18 protein-coding genes and 1 pseudogene are annotated in these 17,521 nt (G+C 70.8%); 7 read left to right on the top strand and 12 right to left on the bottom strand.

Annotated features, from left to right (window positions below):
• Positions 1–68 precede the first annotated feature (68 nt).
• From ACFXAZ_RS22615 to ACFXAZ_RS22600, 4 genes are all read right to left on the bottom strand, one after another.
• Complete coding sequence (locus ACFXAZ_RS22615; protein ID WP_384594099.1) at positions 69–401, bottom strand: DUF2516 family protein; 333 nt, start codon at positions 399–401, stop codon at positions 69–71.
• Between the two features lie 128 nt (positions 402–529).
• Positions 530–1,183: a hypothetical protein gene (locus ACFXAZ_RS22610; protein WP_384594055.1), complete on the bottom strand. Its 654-nt coding sequence runs from the start codon at positions 1,181–1,183 to the stop codon at positions 530–532.
• 80 nt (positions 1,184–1,263) lie between these two features.
• On the bottom strand, positions 1,264–1,767 hold the full coding sequence (locus ACFXAZ_RS22605; protein WP_384594052.1) for a helix-turn-helix domain-containing protein: 504 nt from the start codon (positions 1,765–1,767) through the stop codon (positions 1,264–1,266).
• A gap of 99 nt (positions 1,768–1,866) precedes the next feature.
• On the bottom strand, positions 1,867–2,616 hold the full coding sequence (locus ACFXAZ_RS22600; protein ID WP_384594049.1) for a hypothetical protein: 750 nt from the start codon (positions 2,614–2,616) through the stop codon (positions 1,867–1,869).
• Between the two features lie 380 nt (positions 2,617–2,996).
• On the opposite strand from ACFXAZ_RS22600, the gene ACFXAZ_RS22595 reads away from it, so the two are divergent.
• Complete coding sequence (locus tag ACFXAZ_RS22595) at positions 2,997–3,248, top strand: hypothetical protein (protein WP_384594046.1); 252 nt, start codon at positions 2,997–2,999, stop codon at positions 3,246–3,248.
• An 813-nt stretch (positions 3,249–4,061) separates the two neighbouring features.
• Entirely contained in the window at positions 4,062–4,313 is a 252-nt protein-coding gene (locus ACFXAZ_RS22590) for a hypothetical protein (protein WP_384594043.1), read from the top strand.
• Between the two features lie 128 nt (positions 4,314–4,441).
• Here the strand turns inward: ACFXAZ_RS22590 and ACFXAZ_RS22585 are convergent, their stop codons facing one another.
• A complete protein-coding gene (locus ACFXAZ_RS22585; RefSeq protein WP_384594040.1) occupies positions 4,442–5,056 on the bottom strand; it encodes a hypothetical protein in 615 nt (204 codons plus the stop codon).
• A gap of 658 nt (positions 5,057–5,714) precedes the next feature.
• Here ACFXAZ_RS22585 and ACFXAZ_RS22580 point away from each other — a divergent pair.
• From ACFXAZ_RS22580 to ACFXAZ_RS22570, 3 genes and pseudogenes are all read left to right on the top strand, one after another.
• Positions 5,715–6,035, top strand: a complete 321-nt coding sequence (locus tag ACFXAZ_RS22580) for a hypothetical protein (RefSeq protein ID WP_384594096.1) — start codon at positions 5,715–5,717, stop codon at positions 6,033–6,035.
• A 300-nt stretch (positions 6,036–6,335) separates the two neighbouring features.
• Positions 6,336–6,857: pseudogene (locus tag ACFXAZ_RS22575) on the top strand (AAA family ATPase); the annotation flags it as partial.
• 428 nt (positions 6,858–7,285) lie between these two features.
• Positions 7,286–7,903, top strand: coding sequence for a DinB family protein (locus ACFXAZ_RS22570; RefSeq protein ID WP_384594037.1), 618 nt, complete (start codon positions 7,286–7,288; stop codon positions 7,901–7,903).
• A gap of 125 nt (positions 7,904–8,028) precedes the next feature.
• On the opposite strand, the gene ACFXAZ_RS22565 is transcribed toward ACFXAZ_RS22570, so the two are convergent.
• Positions 8,029–8,367, bottom strand: coding sequence for a winged helix-turn-helix transcriptional regulator (locus tag ACFXAZ_RS22565; RefSeq protein WP_384594034.1), 339 nt, complete (start codon positions 8,365–8,367; stop codon positions 8,029–8,031).
• Between ACFXAZ_RS22565 and ACFXAZ_RS22560 the strand changes: the two genes are divergently transcribed.
• Positions 8,347–9,327, top strand: a complete 981-nt coding sequence (locus tag ACFXAZ_RS22560; RefSeq protein WP_384594031.1) for an NAD(P)-dependent oxidoreductase — start codon at positions 8,347–8,349, stop codon at positions 9,325–9,327. The genes ACFXAZ_RS22565 and ACFXAZ_RS22560 overlap by 21 nt on opposite strands.
• 81 nt (positions 9,328–9,408) lie before the next feature.
• On the opposite strand, the gene ACFXAZ_RS22555 is transcribed toward ACFXAZ_RS22560, so the two are convergent.
• The gene (locus tag ACFXAZ_RS22555) at positions 9,409–9,888 is read right to left on the bottom strand and encodes an HAD domain-containing protein (RefSeq protein WP_384594028.1); all 480 of its coding nucleotides are present in this window, start codon (positions 9,886–9,888) and stop codon (positions 9,409–9,411) included.
• Between the two features lie 202 nt (positions 9,889–10,090).
• Here ACFXAZ_RS22555 and ACFXAZ_RS22550 point away from each other — a divergent pair, with 202 nt between their 5' ends.
• On the top strand, positions 10,091–10,969 hold the full coding sequence (locus ACFXAZ_RS22550) for a nitroreductase/quinone reductase family protein (RefSeq protein WP_384594025.1): 879 nt from the start codon (positions 10,091–10,093) through the stop codon (positions 10,967–10,969).
• Between the two features lie 272 nt (positions 10,970–11,241).
• On the opposite strand, the gene ACFXAZ_RS22545 is transcribed toward ACFXAZ_RS22550, so the two are convergent.
• The 5 genes from ACFXAZ_RS22545 to ACFXAZ_RS22525 form a co-directional block, all read right to left on the bottom strand.
• A complete protein-coding gene (locus tag ACFXAZ_RS22545) occupies positions 11,242–13,470 on the bottom strand; it encodes a HelD family protein (protein ID WP_384594022.1) in 2,229 nt (742 codons plus the stop codon).
• Between the two features lie 83 nt (positions 13,471–13,553).
• The gene (locus ACFXAZ_RS22540) at positions 13,554–14,183 is read right to left on the bottom strand and encodes a TetR/AcrR family transcriptional regulator (RefSeq protein ID WP_384594019.1); all 630 of its coding nucleotides are present in this window, start codon (positions 14,181–14,183) and stop codon (positions 13,554–13,556) included.
• A 103-nt stretch (positions 14,184–14,286) separates the two neighbouring features.
• Entirely contained in the window at positions 14,287–15,609 is a 1,323-nt protein-coding gene (locus ACFXAZ_RS22535; RefSeq protein ID WP_384594016.1) for a phosphotransferase family protein, read from the bottom strand.
• Positions 15,610–15,736: 127 nt separating this feature from the next.
• Positions 15,737–16,477: an HAD family hydrolase gene (locus tag ACFXAZ_RS22530; protein WP_384594013.1), complete on the bottom strand. Its 741-nt coding sequence runs from the start codon at positions 16,475–16,477 to the stop codon at positions 15,737–15,739.
• A gap of 20 nt (positions 16,478–16,497) precedes the next feature.
• A complete protein-coding gene (locus ACFXAZ_RS22525) occupies positions 16,498–17,517 on the bottom strand; it encodes a GntR family transcriptional regulator (RefSeq protein ID WP_384594010.1) in 1,020 nt (339 codons plus the stop codon).
• Positions 17,518–17,521: the final 4 nt, after the last annotated feature.

Below are 17,521 nucleotides of genomic sequence, written 5' to 3'. Positions count from 1 at the left end.
ACTGGGCCGAGACCCTGGCGCGAAGGACCTACCACCCACCGTCACGGAAACCACCCTACGAACCGGGCCTACCGCCCGCCGTTGTACGGACCGTAAGGACCGTCGCTGCTGGAGCCGCGGTGGGAGCGACCGCCGCCCGGGAGACCGCGGAGGGCCGGCCGGACATCGACCATGTAGACGATGGTGGCGATGAGGCCGATGATCGGCAGGAACGACAGGACGCCGAAGATCAGGTTCACCACCAGGGCGAGGGCGAGGATGATCAGCCAGAACGGCTTGGTCTTCTTGTCCGCCGCGCGATAGGCGTCCTCACGGCGCGTGGCCGCGTCGATCAGCGCGAAGGCGCTGAACACGGTCAGCGCCAGGTTCAGCAGCCACAGAAATCCCGTGAACCCCTGCATCAGCACAACGTCCACCACCCGTATCGGATCGTCCCTACCCCGTCACCGTACCCGCAACGGCGTCCTCACCACGAGGAGAACGGGCCGGGCACCCAGGAAGTGCCCGGCCCCTGCCGGAGTCACGCCGCTCACTCGGCGGGCGGCGTGGTCTTCTTCGCGGTGGTCCTGCGGGGGGCCGGGGCCTTCTTGGCCGGAGCCTTCTTGGCGGGGGCGGCGGCCTCGGCCTCGCCGTCCTCCTTGACGTGGACGGACTCGACCGGCTCGACGGGCGCCGCCTTCGGCTCGACGGCGACGGCGATGTCCGCGGCGGACTCGGCAGCCTCGCCACGCCAGGTCTTGACGGTCTGCTCGCCGTGCTCGGCGACCTTCTCGTAGGTCTCGCGGGCCTTGACGACGTACTCGGCGGCGACGCCGACACTGCGCAGCGCGAGGTCCGTGGCGCTCTCGCCGAGCTTCTTGAGATCGGTGTCGAGCGTGCTGCCGAGCTTCTTGAGGTCTCCGTCGAGCCCGTTGATGAACTCGTTGACCTTGACCTGGAGGCTCTCCTGGGTCTCCTTGACCCGGGCGCCGGCCTCCTTGGCACGGGTGGCGGCCTTCTCCTGGACGGCCTTGGGGTCGGTGCCGCGCACGGCCTCGATCCGGGCCGGTGTCTCGGCCCGCAGCTGCTCGACCAGCCCCGGCACCTTCTTGGCCTGCTGGTAGGCCAGGTCGGCGGTGCCGGCGGCGAAGTAGAGCGGGGTCGGGTCGCTGAAGGTCTTGCGCAGGTCGTCGGTGATGGCCATGGTGAGGGTCCTCCCGTATTCACTTTCGGCTGAGGGTCGGTGGTGGTCCGCGTCGGTCGCCGGTGTCTCCCTGGTCAGGTTCACCCGGCACCCCGCCGCGGGCCGGCATCGCCGCGGTCGTCGGATACGGGACCGGTGTCGGGGTCCCGCACGTCACGCACATCACGCACATCGCGTACATCGCGTACGAAGTCGTCGCCCCCGGCGGACACGTCCCCGTCCGCCCCGGGCGCCACGAACCCGTTCTCCTTCCGGAACGACTCGTACACCTGGAGCAGCACCTGCTTCTGCCGCTCGTTCAGCGTCGGGTCGGCCAGGATCACCGCGCGGGTCTCGACCTCGACCGGATCACGCTCCGCGTCAAGGATCCCGGCCCGCACGTACAACGTCTCGGCGGAGATCCGCAGCGCCTTGGCGACCTGCTGCAACACCTCCGCGCTCGGCTTGCGCAGCCCGCGCTCGATCTGGCTCAGATACGGATTCGACACCCCGGCAGCCTCCGCGAGCTGCCGCAACGACAACTGCGCGTTGCGCCGCTGCTCGCGCAGATACTCACCAAGATTGCCGACGTTGAGCGATGCCATGCCTCCACCATGCCCCCCACTGCTAACTTTTGCAAGCACCCGCTTGCAAAAGTGCGCTGCGGACTGACTGGGCCTGGCGGAGTCCCACTGTTCTGGCGTCTACCGCGCGGCTGGCCAGTCGGCGCCGACCTGGTCTGCGACGGAGAATTCGGTTTCGCAGTCTGGGCACGTCGCTCGTCCGAACACGTAGGTCAGCGCGTGGGCGACCTCGTGTTGGCCGTCGGAGAGTGCGATGTCGTGGAGGCGTCGACCGATGCCGTCGAGGTTGGCCGGGTTCGCCGGTAGCAGGGGGCTCGTCTCGACGTCGTCGTCCGAGAGCGCGTAGTCCTCGCTGGTGGAGAAGAATCCTCGCTCGCCGAGGACGATGAACAGGCCGGTCTGGCAGCCGGGGCAGTCGACCTCGTACTCCTCGTTGCTCAGCCCCCAGGCCAGGTCTTCGCTCCAGCCCACGACACCTTCGAAGCCCAGCATGGCTTCCAGCAGGTGGATGTAGTCGGTGCGATCGGATGGCGTCCGGAGCTGCTGGTTCACTGCCACCAGGAGGCTCTCGATCTCCGCGGCGTGCCGCGCGCGGACGTCGCCGGCTCCGTGCGGCTGCTCGGCGCCCGCCATGATGGCGCCTGCCAGAACCAGGGCGCTCACCGTCTGCTCTCGGTCGCCACTGCCGGCTACGCCGGCCAGCCAGGGCAGCGCCGCGAAGCTGGCCGAGTAGACGCTGCCCTGGTGGCACAGCGCTGACCACAGGTCGCTCCAGAGCTCGGGCTTCGGTTCCGACGCGATCCGGTCCAGCAGGGCGGGTATGTCTTCTGCCGAGCCGTAGGCGTGGCTGAGTTTCGACCAGTCCGTCATGCACGGATCCAACCAGGTTGATACGCCGACCCTGGTCCCGGCTTCATCCTCATGAGGGGTTTCGCCCCAGATGATCTGGCGGATTCCCAATGTTTCTGGACAGTCGCGTACATGGGGCCGGGCACGGAGGGGTTCGAGGTCAGTTGGCGGGATGCCGGGGGTGAAGGCCGGAGGCCGCTGGCCGAGGCAACGGCTGTCGAGTTCGAGGCGGGGCTGCCGGTACGCGGGTTCCCGTCCTACCGCGGTCAGCGGAACTTTCCAGGGCTGTACTGGTCGGCCACGACCGGCGGGCATGTGGGGTTCGAGTCGTGGCTGGAGCAGGGATCACGCGATGCTGCTGGACTTCATGCCCGAGGGACCGGGCTGCTGTCGCAGCCGTTGTGGCTGTTCTGGCGGAACGAGAAGGGCCGGACGGTCTCGCAGCGCCGGACCACTTCGCGCGGTTCGAGAACGGTAGGGGGCTGCTGTCTCATCTGCTGGCCGCCGAGGATTTCGAGTTCCTCGGTCAGCGGGAGGGTTCACCATTGGTGGCGCCGTCCGCGTTGCTGGACACAGTCCCGCCGCAGGAGGCGGAGAAGGCCGCCGCCTGGGAGCGGCAGCAGCTGGAGCTGGACTCCGGAGGCCGGGGTTGAGGCCGGGCAGCGGCCCGAATACGACCCAGCCCTGCGCACCTTGGAGGAGCGGGTCGCCGCGAAGGCCACTGAGCTGCGTTCCCTTGGCTGGGCGGTGAGCACGCGGACGGTCGAGCGGATGCGGGCTCGCTACCGGGATCAAGGTGTCTGGGGGCTGGCCGATCACCGCAAGACGCGTCTGTCCTCGCCAACAGGCCGCACCGATGAGCGGGTAATGGCAGCCGTCGCGGAGGTGCTCGCGGCGCAGGCAGACGAGTCGACCGGCACGCGGGGCCGGGTGCGGCGCCGAGTCGAGACGCCGCAGGTCGACGTCTCCGCATTGCCTGCTCATTGCCTGCTCACACTGCATGCACCGCCGCGGGATCACCAGGCCCGTCCTCGCCCATCATCCCGCCGATCTCCGGCTCTTCCGCCGACACGGCATCTGGGTACACGGCAACCGCTACTACCCGCGTCGGTCACCTCCCAGAGCACGTTTCCGCTGAGCACCGACACGGAGGATCGCCCGGCGCTTCCCCGACACCAAGGAAGCCATCTACGGGAACGTCATCAGACGACGCGTCGACGAGCGGGAGCACATCGCCACCTATCCAGAGTTCGCCACGCTGCTGGGCATGGTGGCCGATCCTGTTTGGCGGGCACTACGAGCGCTTCGCCGATGAACGAACCTCAGCCAGCACCGGCGCACCATCGACACCGTCTACACAGAGGCCGAGCAGCGGCTGAACGTCCCCGCCCTTCGCGGGACTCCACTCCCACACCTTCTCCAACGACGCTCTCTTCCGCTGCACCGATTCCCTGGGAAGGTCTCCGATGCTGGTGACGACGCCGGACGACTACGACGCCCTACGGGATGAGTCCCACCAGAATCGATACCTCGGCTTCGGCCTGCCGGGCACGCCGCTGCGCACGTACGCCGGTGCCAGGCTTGTCCTCGGCCGACCAGTCTGGCTCGTCCGCGGGATCCTTCGTCGCCACCTTGGTCACCTTCAGCCCGGCGGCCCGGCCTCGGGTGTGCCCGGCTGGTATCAGGTCGTTTGTCCGGACCAAGAAGCGGCCATGTAGGCGAACGCCCCGGAGGGCCGCTGCGGACCTTGATGCCTCGACGATGCTGCGAGGCAAGGTAATCGAGGTAGTCGAGTATTTGCCGGTGACCCGGTAGCCACTCGCGGACACACGAAGGCGGCCCGGCGTCAGCGGGCGGCGGTGCCGTCTGTGGCCTCGGCGCGCAGGGCCTGCGCCACGCGCTCCTCGACGACGCGGGCGACGGCCCAGCAGGCCGCGGCGTCCAGCCGTTTGTACGTGGCCGCCGGACGTACCTCCACGACGGCGGCCATCTCTTTTGGCCCGGTCGTGAGGCGGACCTGTACGGAAACCGTCGTGTCCGACGGCCCGCACAGGGTCAGATCCAGGGTGCCGTGCCCGAACGCGGTGATCTCGTCCAACCGCAGGACGGGGTCCTTCTCGACCGCGCACCGCACGCTGTCTGTCAGCTGGAAGGCGGTCCTGCCCGCGATGGCGGGTACCCGCACCTCACGGACGGAGGGCAGGGCCACGGCTTCGGGGCCGAGCGTGAACCCGTACCGGCGGGCCGTGCGGGCCGCCCTCACCAGTGTGGAGGTGGACAGCACGGCAGCGAAGGCGAGGGCGACCACCGCGCCTGCGGCCAGGGCCTGAGGGACAGCCCCACTCCAGGGTGTGCCGTCGCCCACGACCAGCACGGCGGTCGTGGCTGCCGCGCACACCGCGCCGGTCGCCAGCGCGGGCAGAGCCAGCCGGCGGACGACCCCCAGCCAATAGCCGAGCATTGCATCGTTCCTCTCGCATATGAGGAAATCGAACCATACGACGACCGGCGCCCGGGGGCTCTGCCGCCCCCTGGCGCCGGTCGGCGCGTACGCAGCGTGTCCCCGCAGGCCCCGTGACTCTGGGCGGTCGTCCAGGTACGTCTTCATCGTGATCGGATTCGTGGTCCCCGCAGTCGACGCGGAATACCTACGCGCCGACCTGCGCCGAATCCGAAGGAATCGACCTCAACGAGATCTTTGTCAACGGTGACTTCTCCCTGCTGGACTAGTTCGGAATCCGCGCTCGCTCTGCCCGGCGTTCCCCCACAGCGCAGCCGAGAACGCTGCAACCATCTGAGGGCCGGTGATTGTCTGGGGCTGGCTTGGGGTGTCCATCGGGTGCCCTCCGTGCCGGGTGGTGCAGGTGATCCAGCGTGGAAACTGTTCGGGCGGACCGTGGAGGTATCCGATGGAACGACCCTTGCCGGGCAGGGGCGTTGTGAACCAGGGAGTCAAGGAACATCGGCGTCGAAGCCCGGGACCGGAGGGGTGGGCCGGTGGAGCCGGTGTGGCTCACGGTGGCCGGCTGGGGCTCATTGGTTCCTTGCTTGTGCAACCCATGTCGATGCCAGGCCGTCCAACTCCTTGACGGACGGCTGCCGAGCACGCAGGAGGGCACCTGATGAAGAAGGACCGGACGACGGACGCGGCTGGGGAGAAGGACCGCGAAAAGTGGATGGCTCGTTTCCAGGTGCGACTGGCCATGCAGCCGGGCGTGGACCGGGCGGTCGTGCTCCAGGCGGTCAAGGAGGTCACAACGCACTGCGCGGATACGGGAGAGCACCCGCGGACCGCCTTCGGCGACCCGGACGCCTGCGCCGTGCAGGCCGCCGCACGGCTGGTGCCGGCGGACCGGGCGGCGCACGCGAGGCGGCAGGACGCCGCGGTGGACGCGCTCGACTCCGTGCTGAAGAAGGCCCGGGGCGTCGCCGGTCTTTGACCGGTTGACGCGACTTCCCTCACGGCCCGGCACCCAGGTCCCGTCCTTTGCGGCTGCTGGGCGGCGCGGGCCATCGACGGAGCGTCGGAGCCGGTGGCACCGGTTGTGCCCTTGCGCGCTGCTGGTGACAGGAGGCGTGCCGTCCCGGTGACATCCCTCGTGCTCGCCCGGTCGAAGTCGCAGGCCAGCCGACGCTGCCCGTGCTGAATATCTGCCGTACTCGATGTCCGCCGCCGCGGCCCGCGCCCCGCAGCCCCAAACCTCGCCGCATGCCCCGCGCCCCGCGCTAGCCTCGATCGCATGATCGTATGGCTCAACGGCACCCACGGCGTGGGCAAGACGACGACCAGTGCGCTCGTACAGCCGCTGCTCCCGGATGCGCGGGTGTTCGACGCCGAGAAGGTCGGTGAGACGCTCATGGACATCACGCCGGGGCTGCCCTCGACGGACAACTTCCAGCACTGGCCGCCATGGCGACCGCTCGTGGTCGAGACCGCCCGCCACGTGCTCGACTACACCGGCGGCATCCTGGTGATGCCCATGACCGTCCTGGTCGAGCAGTACTGGCGCGAGATCAGCGCGGGCCTCGCCCGTCACTCCATTCCGGTCCGGCACTTCGTCCTCCACGCCGACCAGGAGACCCTCCGCGAGCGCATCGCGGGGGACACGATTGTCGGCCCCAACTCCTCGTTCCGACTCACCTACCTCGACCCCTACGCCGAGGCGGCCCGCACCTGGCTGCACGCCGAGGCCGAGGTCATCGACACCACCCGCCTCACACCCGCCCAGGCCGCCCTGCGGATCGCGGAGGCCGTCAGTAGCTGGCCTCCTACGTCGGCGGCCGACCGGGCGCCCGCCTCAAGGAACTGGTGTGCCGGAGCACGGCCAAGCAACTCGCCCACGAGGCCCGTAGGCCCGGCGCCCGCAAGTGGTGGGTGAAGGAGGGCAAGCGGGCCCGGCGACTGAAGGACGCGGAGGCCGCGGAGGACCGGACTCCGGCTGCGGCGGAGCGGGCCACCCGGGCGTAGCCAACCAGCAGCAGGCAGCAGGCAGCAGACAGCAGACAGCAGACAGCAGACAGCAGACAGCAGACAGCAAGGATCATGTGACCGGCCGAGGGGCGCAGCCCACGCGGTACGTCATCACCCTCCGGCCACCCCCAGCCAACCCCCAGCCGCCCCGCCCCCCGGCGGCCACCCCCGGCCAGACACCCCCTTACCCCCCGATACCACTTGGGCAAAGATGGCCCCATGCCCCTCCCCGTGCCCTCCGCGCACTCCACGCCCCAGGACGACCTCCGTTTCTATCTCCAGTCCGCCCGCGAGGCCCTGCTCTGGAAGCTCGAAGGGCTCTCGGAGTACGACATCCGTAGGCCCCTGACCCCGACCGGCACCAATCTGCTGGGGCTGGTGAAACACGTGGCCGGCGTCGAACTGGGCTACCTCTGCGACACCTTCGGCCGCGCACACGGCGAGGCGCTGCCCTGGCAGGGGGACGCGGGCGAGACCAACGCCGACATGTGGGCCACCGCCGATCAGTCGCGCGAGGACATCGTGGGCCTGTACCGCAGGGCCTGGGCCCACGCCGACGCCACGCTCGACGCCCTGCCGCTGGACACGGTCGGCCGGGTGCCGTGGTGGCCCAGCGACAGGAACGAGGCGACCCTGCACCACCTCACGGTCCGGGTGATCGCCGACACCGACCGCCACGCCGGCCACGCCGACATCCTCCGCGAACTCCTCGACGGCGCGGTCGGCATGAGCGAGACCAACACCAGCCTGACCACCGACGACAAGGCCTGGTGGGCGGAGTACCGGGACCAACTGGAGCGGTCGGCCAGGGAGGCGTCGGACCGGTCGGAGGCGTAGGCCCCCTCGGACCTGCCGGGTGGGAGGCCCAAGTCCACCTCCCACCCCCCACCCCACCAACACCCACCTTTTTGTACGTACTTGGCATCCGCCCCCACCCGAGCGACGCTGGACGCCTGACGTGATCAGGACGCCGCGAGTCGCTCCAGGCGGCGGTGACCCCAGTCGGAGAGGGGGGCGAGGGCCTCGGACAGTTCCCGGCCGAAATCGGTCAGGGAGTAGACCGTCTTCGGCGGCAGTACGTCGTACACCTCCCGGTGCACCAGACCGTCCTGCGCCATCTCCCGCAGTGCCTGGGTCAGCACCTTCTCGCTGAGCCCGGGTGCCTGGCGGCGCAGCTCGGCGGGCCGCTGCGGGCCGGACTCCAGCAGCCACAGCAGCAACGTCTTCCACTTGCCGTCGATCACGGCGACCGCCGCGGTCACACCGCAGACGTTCAGATCATGGGCACGGCCACGTGTCATACGGAACCCCGTTCCTCACCGATACACCTGAACGCGACGACAAGCACGGCAACGGACACGGCTACAGGCACAACCAAGGCCCCGACCCTGAACGCCACCGTCACCGTCCTCGGCCTCGGCCCCATGGGCCGCGCGCTGGCCGGGGCCTTCCTGGCGGCCGGACTCCGTACGACCGTCTGGAACCGCTCCCCCGGCAAGGACACCGACCTCGTCGCCCGGGGCGCCCACGCCGCCCCCTCCGCCGAGGCGGCCGTCGCCGCGAGTGACCTGATCGTCGTCTGCGTGGTGAACTACGACGCCGTGGAAGCCGTCCTGCGCCGCCCCGAGGTCACCACCGCCCTCAAGGGCCGTACGGTCGCCAACCTCACCGCCGACACCCCCGAACGCGCCCGTGACCTGGGCGGATGGGCGGACAAGCACGGCATCCGCTATCTGGACGGCGCCATCATGACCCCGACGACGACCATCGGCACCCCCGACGCCGTGTTCCTCCACAGCGGACCCGAGGACCTGTACGACGTCCACCGCCCCGCCCTCGGCACGCTCGGCGGCACCCACACCCACCTCGGCACGGATGTCGGCCGGGCCTCCGCCTACGACATCGCGCTGCTCGACATCTTCTGGACGGCGATGTCCGGCTACGCGCACGCCCTCGCGGTGGCCCGCGCCGAGGGCATCACCGCCCGGGAACTGGCCCCCTTCGCCCAGGGCATCGGCGCGATCCTGCCGCCGCTGTTCGACCGGATGGCGACGGACGTGGACGACGGCAGCTACTCCGGCGAAACGAACCCGATCACCTCCGCCGTCTCCTCCCTCGCCCACATCATCCACACCTCCGAGTCGCACGGCATCGACGCGAGCGTCCTGCGCGCGACCGAGGGCCTGGCCCGCCGAGTCATCGCCCTGGGCCACGGCGAGGACGGCTTCCTCCGAGTGACGGACCTCCTCAGCCGCCGCTGAGAACCCGCCCAGCCCCCTCGCCCTGCCCGATCCCTCGCCCTGCCTGATCTCTCGCCCTGCCTGATCCCTCGCCCCGCCCCCTCAGCCCCCGCCCAGCCACTCCCGTACGACCCCGAAGTCCGCCTCCGTCAGCGCCCGCCGGTGATCCACCCGATGCAGCAGGGCCGGGCCGGGGTGGTGGGCGCCGACCCAGGCGTGGTCGGCGGCGCCGATCTCGTCGTCCAGCCAGACGAAGGCGCGGCCGGCCGCGTGCTCGACGAGCGGCCGGGTCTTCCAGTGGACGCCACCGCTCGGCCGCGGCTGGTCGGGCCAGTCCAGCACCGGCAACGGGGGCAGCCCCAGCCAGGGCGCGATCACATCATTGGCGTCGTCCAGCCAGGTCGAGGCCCACACCAGGACACAGTCCAGGTCCCGGAGCCGATGGCCGAGGCCGGGGTCGATCCGGGTGAGCAGCGGATGCGCGTGCGGGTCCGCGCCGCCGGACTCGTACACGGGATACGAGTCCGGCGCCCCGTACGGCAGCAGCGTGCCGTCGACGTCGAGAAACAGCAGTGGGCGCATGGAAACAACGTTGCCGTACCCGCCCGTCAACCGCTAGCGTGAATCGTATGACTGCCGGGTTAGCGGCCTTGTGCCGCGAGCGAGTTAGGTACCCGGCCTCTGAATGAGGCGGGTGCGGGCCAGAGGCCCGCCGTTTCCTCTCTTCACCCTCATCACCCGCACCACCCCAGGGATCATGAAGAGAAGGAGACGAAAGCCCAGCATGCCCAATGATTTCAATCAGCAGGTCATCGACGAGTTCCGGGCCCGGAAGGGCCGCGTCGGCGGCTACTTCGAAGGCGCCCGGCTGATCCTGCTGACCACCACCGGGGCCCGTTCGGGCACCCGGCACACCACCCCTCTCGGCTTTCTCGCCGACGGCGACGGCCGGACCCTGGTCATCGCCAGCGCCGGCGGCTCACCCCGGCACCCCGCCTGGTACCACAACGTGCTCGCCCATCCACGGGTGACCGTCGAGAGCGGTGTCTTCATCTACGAGGCCGACGCCACCGTGCTCACCGGCGAGGAGCGCGAACGGGCCTGGGCACGGGCCGTGGAGACGGACGACGGCTGGGCGGAGTACCAGCGCAAGGCGGGCCGGGTGATTCCCGTGGTCGCCCTCCAGGAGGTGCCGGTCGACGGCCCGCCGCAGATCAACGCCGATTCCCCGGGCGAGGCCCTCAAGGCCATCCATGACGGCTTCCGCTACGAACTCTCCCTGCTCCGCAAGGAACTGACCGAGGCCGACGACGGAACCGGCAACGGGACCGGGGACGAGAACGGGAACCGGACCGGGACGCCCCTCGCCACCCAGATCCGCATCAACTGCCTCACCTTCTGCCACGGCCTGCACAACCACCACACCGGCGAGGATCTCGGCATCTTCCGTGCCCTTGCCGACCGCTATCCCGAGGCCGCACCGGCGCTGACCCGGCTCCGCGAGGAGCACGACCGGATCGCGGAGCTGGTGGCCGAGTTGGAGACGGTGGTCACGGGCGAGAGCCCGAAGGCGGCCGTACGCGCCGAGGTGGAGCGGCTGACGGCCGAACTGGAGGCGCATCTGGCGTACGAGGAGGAGCAGTTGATGCCGCTGCTCGGCTGAGGTGACCCGACGGGAGACCGCCGACCGCACAGCCGGGAACGCGCCGGCGGCACGGCGGCGACGGCAGGCACGGCTGATACGGCAGGCACGGCTGATACGGCTGCGACGGCCGTGCCCGCCTGGGACCCCGAGCCCCTCCGAGCCCCCCAGAGACCCCGAAGACCCAGGTCGGCCATAGCGGCCAGATCAGCCAGAATGGCCAGAATGGCCAGAGCGGGTCCGAAAGGGGGCCGCATCGGGGCCCAACCGAGGCCAGACCAGGCCCGGCCCGCCTAGAACGGCAGCGGTCTCCCGTGCACCACCTCCAGCCCGGACACCGCCCGGGTCAGCACCACGTACAGCCGGTGCAGCCCGCGCTCCTCCGCAGCCACGATGGCGGCGGGCTCGACGGCGACGACATGGTCGTACTCCAGCCCCTTCACATCACCCGCCGCCACCACCGCCAGCCGCGCACCCACAGCCTCGGCCCCGCCCACACCCACCCCGGCCGCGTCCGCCCTCTCGACCCACTCACCCCTCCCCACCCCCTCACTCCTCCCGGCCCTCTCGACGCCTACCCTCGCCTCACCCACCATCTCGGTCCCCTCGGCCCTCTCACCCCCCTCAGCCCCCTCGGACCCCTTGCCTCGCTCAGCCCCCTCGGTCCCCTCAGCCCCCTCAAATCCCACCCCCGCCGCGCGGAGCGCCTCCCGCACCCACCCCACATCGGCGTCCGCCGCGACCACCCCCACCGACCCCTCCCTCTCCAGCGCGTCCCGCGCGGCGGCCACCACCGCCCCCGGCAGATCCCCGCCCGCCGCCCGGATCCGCAACTCGCCGTCCCCGCGCAGGGACCGCCCCGCCGGTACCTCCACGTCCAGCCGGGGCAGCAGCCGGTTGGCGAGCCCCAGGACCACGCCCGGCACCCGGAACCCCGTGGTCAGCGGTACGACCACGGCGTCCGGCTTGCCCAGATGGCGCAGGCTCGTCGCCCAGGAGCGGGCGGCCCACGGGGTGGTGCCCTGGGCGAGATCACCGAGCACGGTCAGCGACCCGAACCGGGCCCGGCGGGCGATCGCCCGGCACTCCATGGGGGACAGATCCTGCGCCTCGTCGATGACGACATGGCCGTACCCCTCGGGATGGGCGATCAGCCCCGCCACCTCGTCCAGCAGCACCAGATCGGCGGCCGACCAGCGCGCCGACCGCCACGACCGGGGCGGGCGCGCCCACCGCAGGGTGTCCCGCTCCCCTTCCTCCAGCAGGCCGTCCGCCGCCCGCGCCAGCGCGTCCGGGTCTCCGAGCAGCCCGGCGACCACCTCCTCGGGCCGCACCCGAGGCCACACGGCGTCGACACCCGGCCCGAGCAGCCGCGAGACCCTCCGCACCCAGGCCGGCGAACACGGCCCGGCCCGCCGCTCGGCCCGCAGCCGCACGCGCTCGACCAGCCGGGTCTGCACCCGCTCCCGCCCCACCGCGTAGGGCGGGGCCTCGCCCAGCACCCCCACGACGACCTCGGCCACCTCCTCCCGCCCGACCCGCCACCGAGAGGACCCGTCCACCACGACGACCGCCTCACCCGCGTCGGGGTCCACCCGCTCGTACAAGGCCCGGCGCAGCACCTCGGCCATCCGGATGTCGTGCTTGAGGCGGGCGGCCGGGGAACTGTCCTCCCCGGACCGGCCCCCCGTGGCCAGCTCGTCCCGCAACGTGGACTGCCGTACGCCGCTCTCGCCGAGGGCGGGCAGGACAGCGGCGATGTACCGGAGAAAGACCCGGTTGGGCCCGAGAATGAGCAGCCCACCGCGCCGCATCCGCTCCGGATGGCTGTACAGCAGATAGGCGGCCCGATGCAGCCCCACGGCGGTCTTCCCGGTCCCCGGGGCGCCCTGCACACACACCGACTCGGTGAGATCGGCTCGTACGAGATCGTCCTGGTCGGGCTGGATGGTCGCCGCGATGTCCCGCATGGGGCCGACCCGGGGCCGCTCGATCTCACGGGCGACGATGGCACTGGTCCGGGACTCGCCGCGCGCGAGCCGCTCGTCCTCCAGCGAGGTCAGGTCGGCGGAGTCCCCCCGGCTGCCGGGCGCCCACCCGAACCGGCGGCGCACGGCGACGCCTTGCGGATCGGCGGGACCGGCCTGGTAGAACGCCCGGGACACGGGGGCGCGCCAGTCCACGACGAGAGGCGGGGCGGCCGGATGCTCACCGACCCGCAGCCGCCCGATGTGCAACGCGGAGTGTCCGCCGCCCGCCGGCTCACCACCCCCATCTCCAGCGTCCGCGAAATCCAGCCGCCCGAAGAACAACGGCCCCTCGGGCAGCTCCCGCAGCGCCTTCGCCCGACTGCGCAACCGATACCCGAGCACCTCGGCATCCGCCCCGGACGCGGAGGCGTTCGCCCCGATCACCACCTGCTCATCGGCCCCGTCGACCATCGCGGCGAGGGCGGCACGGCAGCGGTCGTGATGGGCACGCTCATGGAGAAGGGCCTGGTGGGAAGGATCGGGCGCGTTCATGACCCAAAGATACCCAAAAACGTAACCGAGTTAAATTATTAACCTGGTCACATCACCCGATCGGGTCACTCACCCCGCCGCCCTCAACCCGGTTGACCCACCCTCAACCCGGCCAGCCCACCCTCAAGCCGGTCGAACGCCCGCTCGGCGGCGGCCACGGCATCCCGCCGCACCACCTCCACCGCCTCCCCACCGGCCACCCGCCGCCAGTTCTCCTGCGCCAGAATCCGCTGTACGGCGATGATCTGCCCGGCCGCGAGCCGCGCGTCCAGGTCTCCGCCGAGCGCCTCGGCGAGCGCGGCCTCGGACCGTTCCACATGCGCGGAGGCGCGGGCGACGAGCGACGGAGTCCCGTAGAGCAGGGTGTGAAAGGCGAGCACCTGCGGATGGGCGTTGAGCCCGGTGACCGGGTCCCCCCGCTCCAGCCCCGCCAGAAAATGCCGCCGCAGCGCCGCGATCGGCGTCGGCCCCTCCCCCACCACCCGCGCCGCCTCGCCCTCGTGATCCGCGATCCGGTACAGCACGAGATCCTCTTTCGCGGGGAAGTACCGGAAGAGCGTCGGCTTGGAGATCTCCGCCGCGGCGGCCACCTCCGCCACGGACACCGCGTCGAACCCCTTCTCCAGAAACAGCCCGATCGCGGTCTCCGACACCACCTCGTACATCCGGCGCTTCTTCCGCTCCCGCAGACCACCGGTACCGCTGTCGCTCATGGGGAGAGCCTACGCATCCCGCCCCAGCGGTCCCTTGACTCGGCGACCCGGCGACCCGCTGACCCGGCAACCCAGCGGCTCAGCGGCTGGGCAACCCAGCCGCTCAGCGCCCCCGCTGCCCGGCGACTCGGTTGCCCAGCGGCTCCACGGTCCTCGCCTCCACGGCCCCCGGCTCCACGGCCCCCGGCTCCACGCCGGTTCGCCCCGCCCCGGCGTCCGCGTCCACGGCGACACCGCGCGGCCGGTCGGCAGCGGGGCACCAGCCGGGGCCGAAGAGGCCAGAGGTGCCGGAGGGAGCGGTGGAGGCGGCCGGTGCGGTGGACGTCCGGGTCGCCAGGTCCCGTGCGTGCCACTCACGCAGAGCCCGTACCGCCGCCGCCGGACCGGCGGGGGCACCGGCGTCCTCCAGTTGCCCCCACGCCCGCTCCAGCGCCCGGCACACCCGGCCCGCCGCGTCGGCGTAGTGCTCGGCGCCGGCGTCGTCGGGCAGGGCGAGCGCGGCGCGCATGACATCGGGGAACACCGACTGGACGTACTCGAAGCCCACGTAGGTGCCGAGATCGGGACTCAGACCGACGGTCAGCTCCGGGCGTTTCGCCTGGCGCATCGCGTCTTCCCACCGGTCCTGGGCGAGTTTGCGCTCCCCCGCGTCGTAGTCCATCCGGACCAGATGGGTCGCCAGGTCGTGCAGGGGATCGCCGTACAGGCTGAGTTCCCAGTCCAGGAGGGTGAGCCGCTCGCCGCCCGGGGCCGGGGTCACGATCACGTTCGCCCGGTGGACATCGGTGTGCAGCAGGATGAAGGGGCGTGCGGTGAGCCCCGGGCGGGAGCCGAGGAAGTCGTCGACGAGCGTGGGCCGGATCCCCAGGGCCTCGAAGAGGAGCCGGAAGCGGGGAAGGTTGCGGTCGTGGACCCGGTGCTTCGTGAAATCCGCCAGCCTGCGCAGAAAGCCCTGGCTGTCGCCGCTCTGCGGCCAGTCGGCGGGCAGCGCGGGCAGTTCCTCGGCCGGTACGGCGGCCAGTGCGGCGAAGACGCCGGCCAGTTCTTCGATGCGCGCCTCGGCGAGCGGCCGGTCGGCCGACTCCTCGGACAGCGGGTGGCCTGTGACGTAGGCGTGCAGAGACCATTCTCCGAAGTCCCACAGACAGCGCGGGACATCGTCCAGCCGCTCGCTCACCACACGCAGCACCTCGGACTCCCGCCAGATCCGGGGCACGACCTCGACCGTCTCGAACGGCACCCGGAACTTGGCCCGCACCTGGCCGGAATCCATCCCCAGCAGATAGGCCAGCGGCTGGCCCAGCTCAAGGATGTGGTTGCTGTTGTGGTGGCCGACCACCACGTCCCCGGCGGCCCTGGCGCGGCGACGCCCGGCGAAGTACCGCACCAGTGCGTGGTGCGCCGGATGGGGCGGGTGGTGCTGCATGGACGCAGAGCGTACCCGGGGTGGTGATCGTTCTCACGTTTTGCCCCGGGGATCTCAGGGAGGGCCGACACCCCGCAAGGCCACGACCAGGACACCCCTGTGCGCACCTCGCTCGGTCACCGCCCGGTCAAGACCCCTTCACGGCCTTCAGCAACGGTTCGAGCGAGAGCAGAATGTCCCTTTCCGGCACCCCCGCGTCCCGCATCCGCCGGATCGCCGAGTCACTGCTCGCGTAGCCCAGAAAGGGGACCCCGGCGGTGCGCGCCGCGGCATGGTCGGTGGAGCTGTCGCCGATCATCAGGGTGTCCTCGGGCGCCGCTCCCATCGCCCGCAGGGCGCGGTGGAGCGTGTACGGGTGAGGCTTGAGCAGATCCAGTTCGCCGGTACGTCCGTAGATGTGCGGGGCGAAACAGGACAGCAGGTCGCGGCCCTTGAGGTACTCCTCCGCCGTGCGGGCCGAGTTGTTGGTCACGATGGCCAGCTGAGTACCGACCGCCACCCAGGTCCGGATCAGCGCGTCCGCGTACGGGGTCGGCCAGGCGCCCCCGGCGGCCCGCAACTCGCACTGGGTGAGGTGCTCTTCGAGGTCCAGGACGAGATCGATGCCCGGCTGCCGGGCGGCGAGCGAGCTGAGCACCCAGTGCGGATCGGGGCTGCGCAGCTCCTCGGTGGTGAGCAGATTGACCCGGCCATGTGCCCGCAGCCACTCGACTTGCTCCTCCGCTATCCGCGACGCCGGGTACCCGGCGAACAGCCGACAGATGGGCCCGTCGAAATCGAAGAGGACATACCGCGTGCCCCTGACCAGTTCGCCAAGTTCCTCGGCCGCCAGCGCCACCAGGTCCGTCCGTCCAGTCTCAGGAGTCACCAGCTGAGTGTCTGCCGCACTCAGCTCGATTCCCAGAGGGCATCGAAGCAATTCTGGATGTCCTCGACGATCGCCGCGTCCTGGCCTCCCCGGTCCCGCCGGAACTCGAACAGCGAGGAGTTGAACCCGCTCACATCGAGGACGTCGAAGGGCTCGACGTCCGGCAGCTCCTCGTACGGGATCCTGCTGACCCGGTAGTTGCCCTGAAGCGCGAGGGTGCCGTTGAGTACGTACTGCTTCACGGAGGGCACGAACGGCAGGGGCTTGAAGGTGACCTTCGCGTCGACCCCGTATCCCCCCAGGACCGATGTCACATAGAAGTCCATCACCTTCGTCTGATCCTTGATCTGCTGTTTGAGACGGCTCTGCAATTGCTCCGCCCGCCCCGCGTCCCCATCCACCGGCACCGGATACGGCAACCCCACCTCCGGCCCCGGCAGCAGGCACCGCACCTCCACCGACTGGGGGCGGACGTCGCCGCGTCCCACGGCCGTGCACATCTGGCCGATCGCCCACAGGAGGGTCTCGGCGGTGAAGCAGAGGGCGTCGACGCGGACCCGGGGGGCGCGGAAGGCCTCGGCGAGGTAGGAGATGAGGACCACCCGGGCGGCGCGGGAGCGGTCGGGGTCGGTGCGGTGTTCGGCCACGCGGGGCGGGCTGCCCTTGCTGACGTGGGTGAGGAGGCCGTCCTCCCTGAGGGCGTGCAGGGCCTGGCGGACGGCGCCGCGCTCCACACCGAACTCCTCGACGAGTTCCGCCTGGGTGGGCAGCCGGTCGCCGGCCTTCAGCTCGCCGACGCGGATCCGCTCACGGAGCACGCCGGCGATCTCCTGCGGGGATCGTCTGGTGTCGTTCTCGGAGGTGTCCTGGGTGGCGTGGGCGGATCGGGTGGCGTGGGTGTCCTGGGTGGCGTGGTGCTCCTGGGCATCGCGGAGATCGGCATTCTCGGAATTCCCGGCACTGCCGGCGTTGTCGGCGTTGTCGGCACTGTCGGCGTTGTCGGTGTCGGCGTGGTGGTCGGGGTGGTCGTTCACTGCCACGTAC

It is taken from the genome of Streptomyces sp. NPDC059477 (assembly GCF_042749375.1).
Taxonomy (GTDB): Bacteria; Actinomycetota; Actinomycetes; order Streptomycetales; family Streptomycetaceae; genus Streptomyces.
The sequence above is the reverse complement of the archived record's forward strand: the minus strand, read 5'-3'. Positions and strand labels throughout refer to the sequence as shown.

Excerpts from the sequence above, each read along its gene's own strand:
- ACFXAZ_RS22540 (WP_384594019.1), bottom strand. The coding sequence starts at position 14,183 with ATGAGCGACAGCGGTACCGGTGGTCTGCGGGAGCGGAAGAAGCGCCGG.
- ACFXAZ_RS22565 (WP_384594034.1), bottom strand. The coding sequence starts at position 8,367 with ATGACACGTGGCCGTGCCCATGATCTGAACGTCTGCGGTGTGACCGCG.
- ACFXAZ_RS22590 (WP_384594043.1), top strand. The coding sequence starts at position 4,062 with ATGCTGGTGACGACGCCGGACGACTACGACGCCCTACGGGATGAGTCC.
- ACFXAZ_RS22560 (WP_384594031.1), top strand. The coding sequence starts at position 8,347 with ATGGGCACGGCCACGTGTCATACGGAACCCCGTTCCTCACCGATACAC.
- ACFXAZ_RS22605 (WP_384594052.1), bottom strand. The coding sequence starts at position 1,767 with ATGGCATCGCTCAACGTCGGCAATCTTGGTGAGTATCTGCGCGAGCAG.
- ACFXAZ_RS22545 (WP_384594022.1), bottom strand. The coding sequence starts at position 13,470 with ATGAACGCGCCCGATCCTTCCCACCAGGCCCTTCTCCATGAGCGTGCC.
- ACFXAZ_RS22610 (WP_384594055.1), bottom strand. The coding sequence starts at position 1,183 with ATGGCCATCACCGACGACCTGCGCAAGACCTTCAGCGACCCGACCCCG.
- ACFXAZ_RS22555 (WP_384594028.1), bottom strand. The coding sequence starts at position 9,888 with ATGCGCCCACTGCTGTTTCTCGACGTCGACGGCACGCTGCTGCCGTAC.
- ACFXAZ_RS22615 (WP_384594099.1), bottom strand. The coding sequence starts at position 401 with ATGCAGGGGTTCACGGGATTTCTGTGGCTGCTGAACCTGGCGCTGACC.
- ACFXAZ_RS22535 (WP_384594016.1), bottom strand. The coding sequence starts at position 15,609 with ATGCAGCACCACCCGCCCCATCCGGCGCACCACGCACTGGTGCGGTAC.
- ACFXAZ_RS22600 (WP_384594049.1), bottom strand. The coding sequence starts at position 2,616 with ATGACGGACTGGTCGAAACTCAGCCACGCCTACGGCTCGGCAGAAGAC.
- ACFXAZ_RS22550 (WP_384594025.1), top strand. The coding sequence starts at position 10,091 with ATGCCCAATGATTTCAATCAGCAGGTCATCGACGAGTTCCGGGCCCGG.
- ACFXAZ_RS22585 (WP_384594040.1), bottom strand. The coding sequence starts at position 5,056 with ATGCTCGGCTATTGGCTGGGGGTCGTCCGCCGGCTGGCTCTGCCCGCG.
- ACFXAZ_RS22570 (WP_384594037.1), top strand. The coding sequence starts at position 7,286 with ATGCCCCTCCCCGTGCCCTCCGCGCACTCCACGCCCCAGGACGACCTC.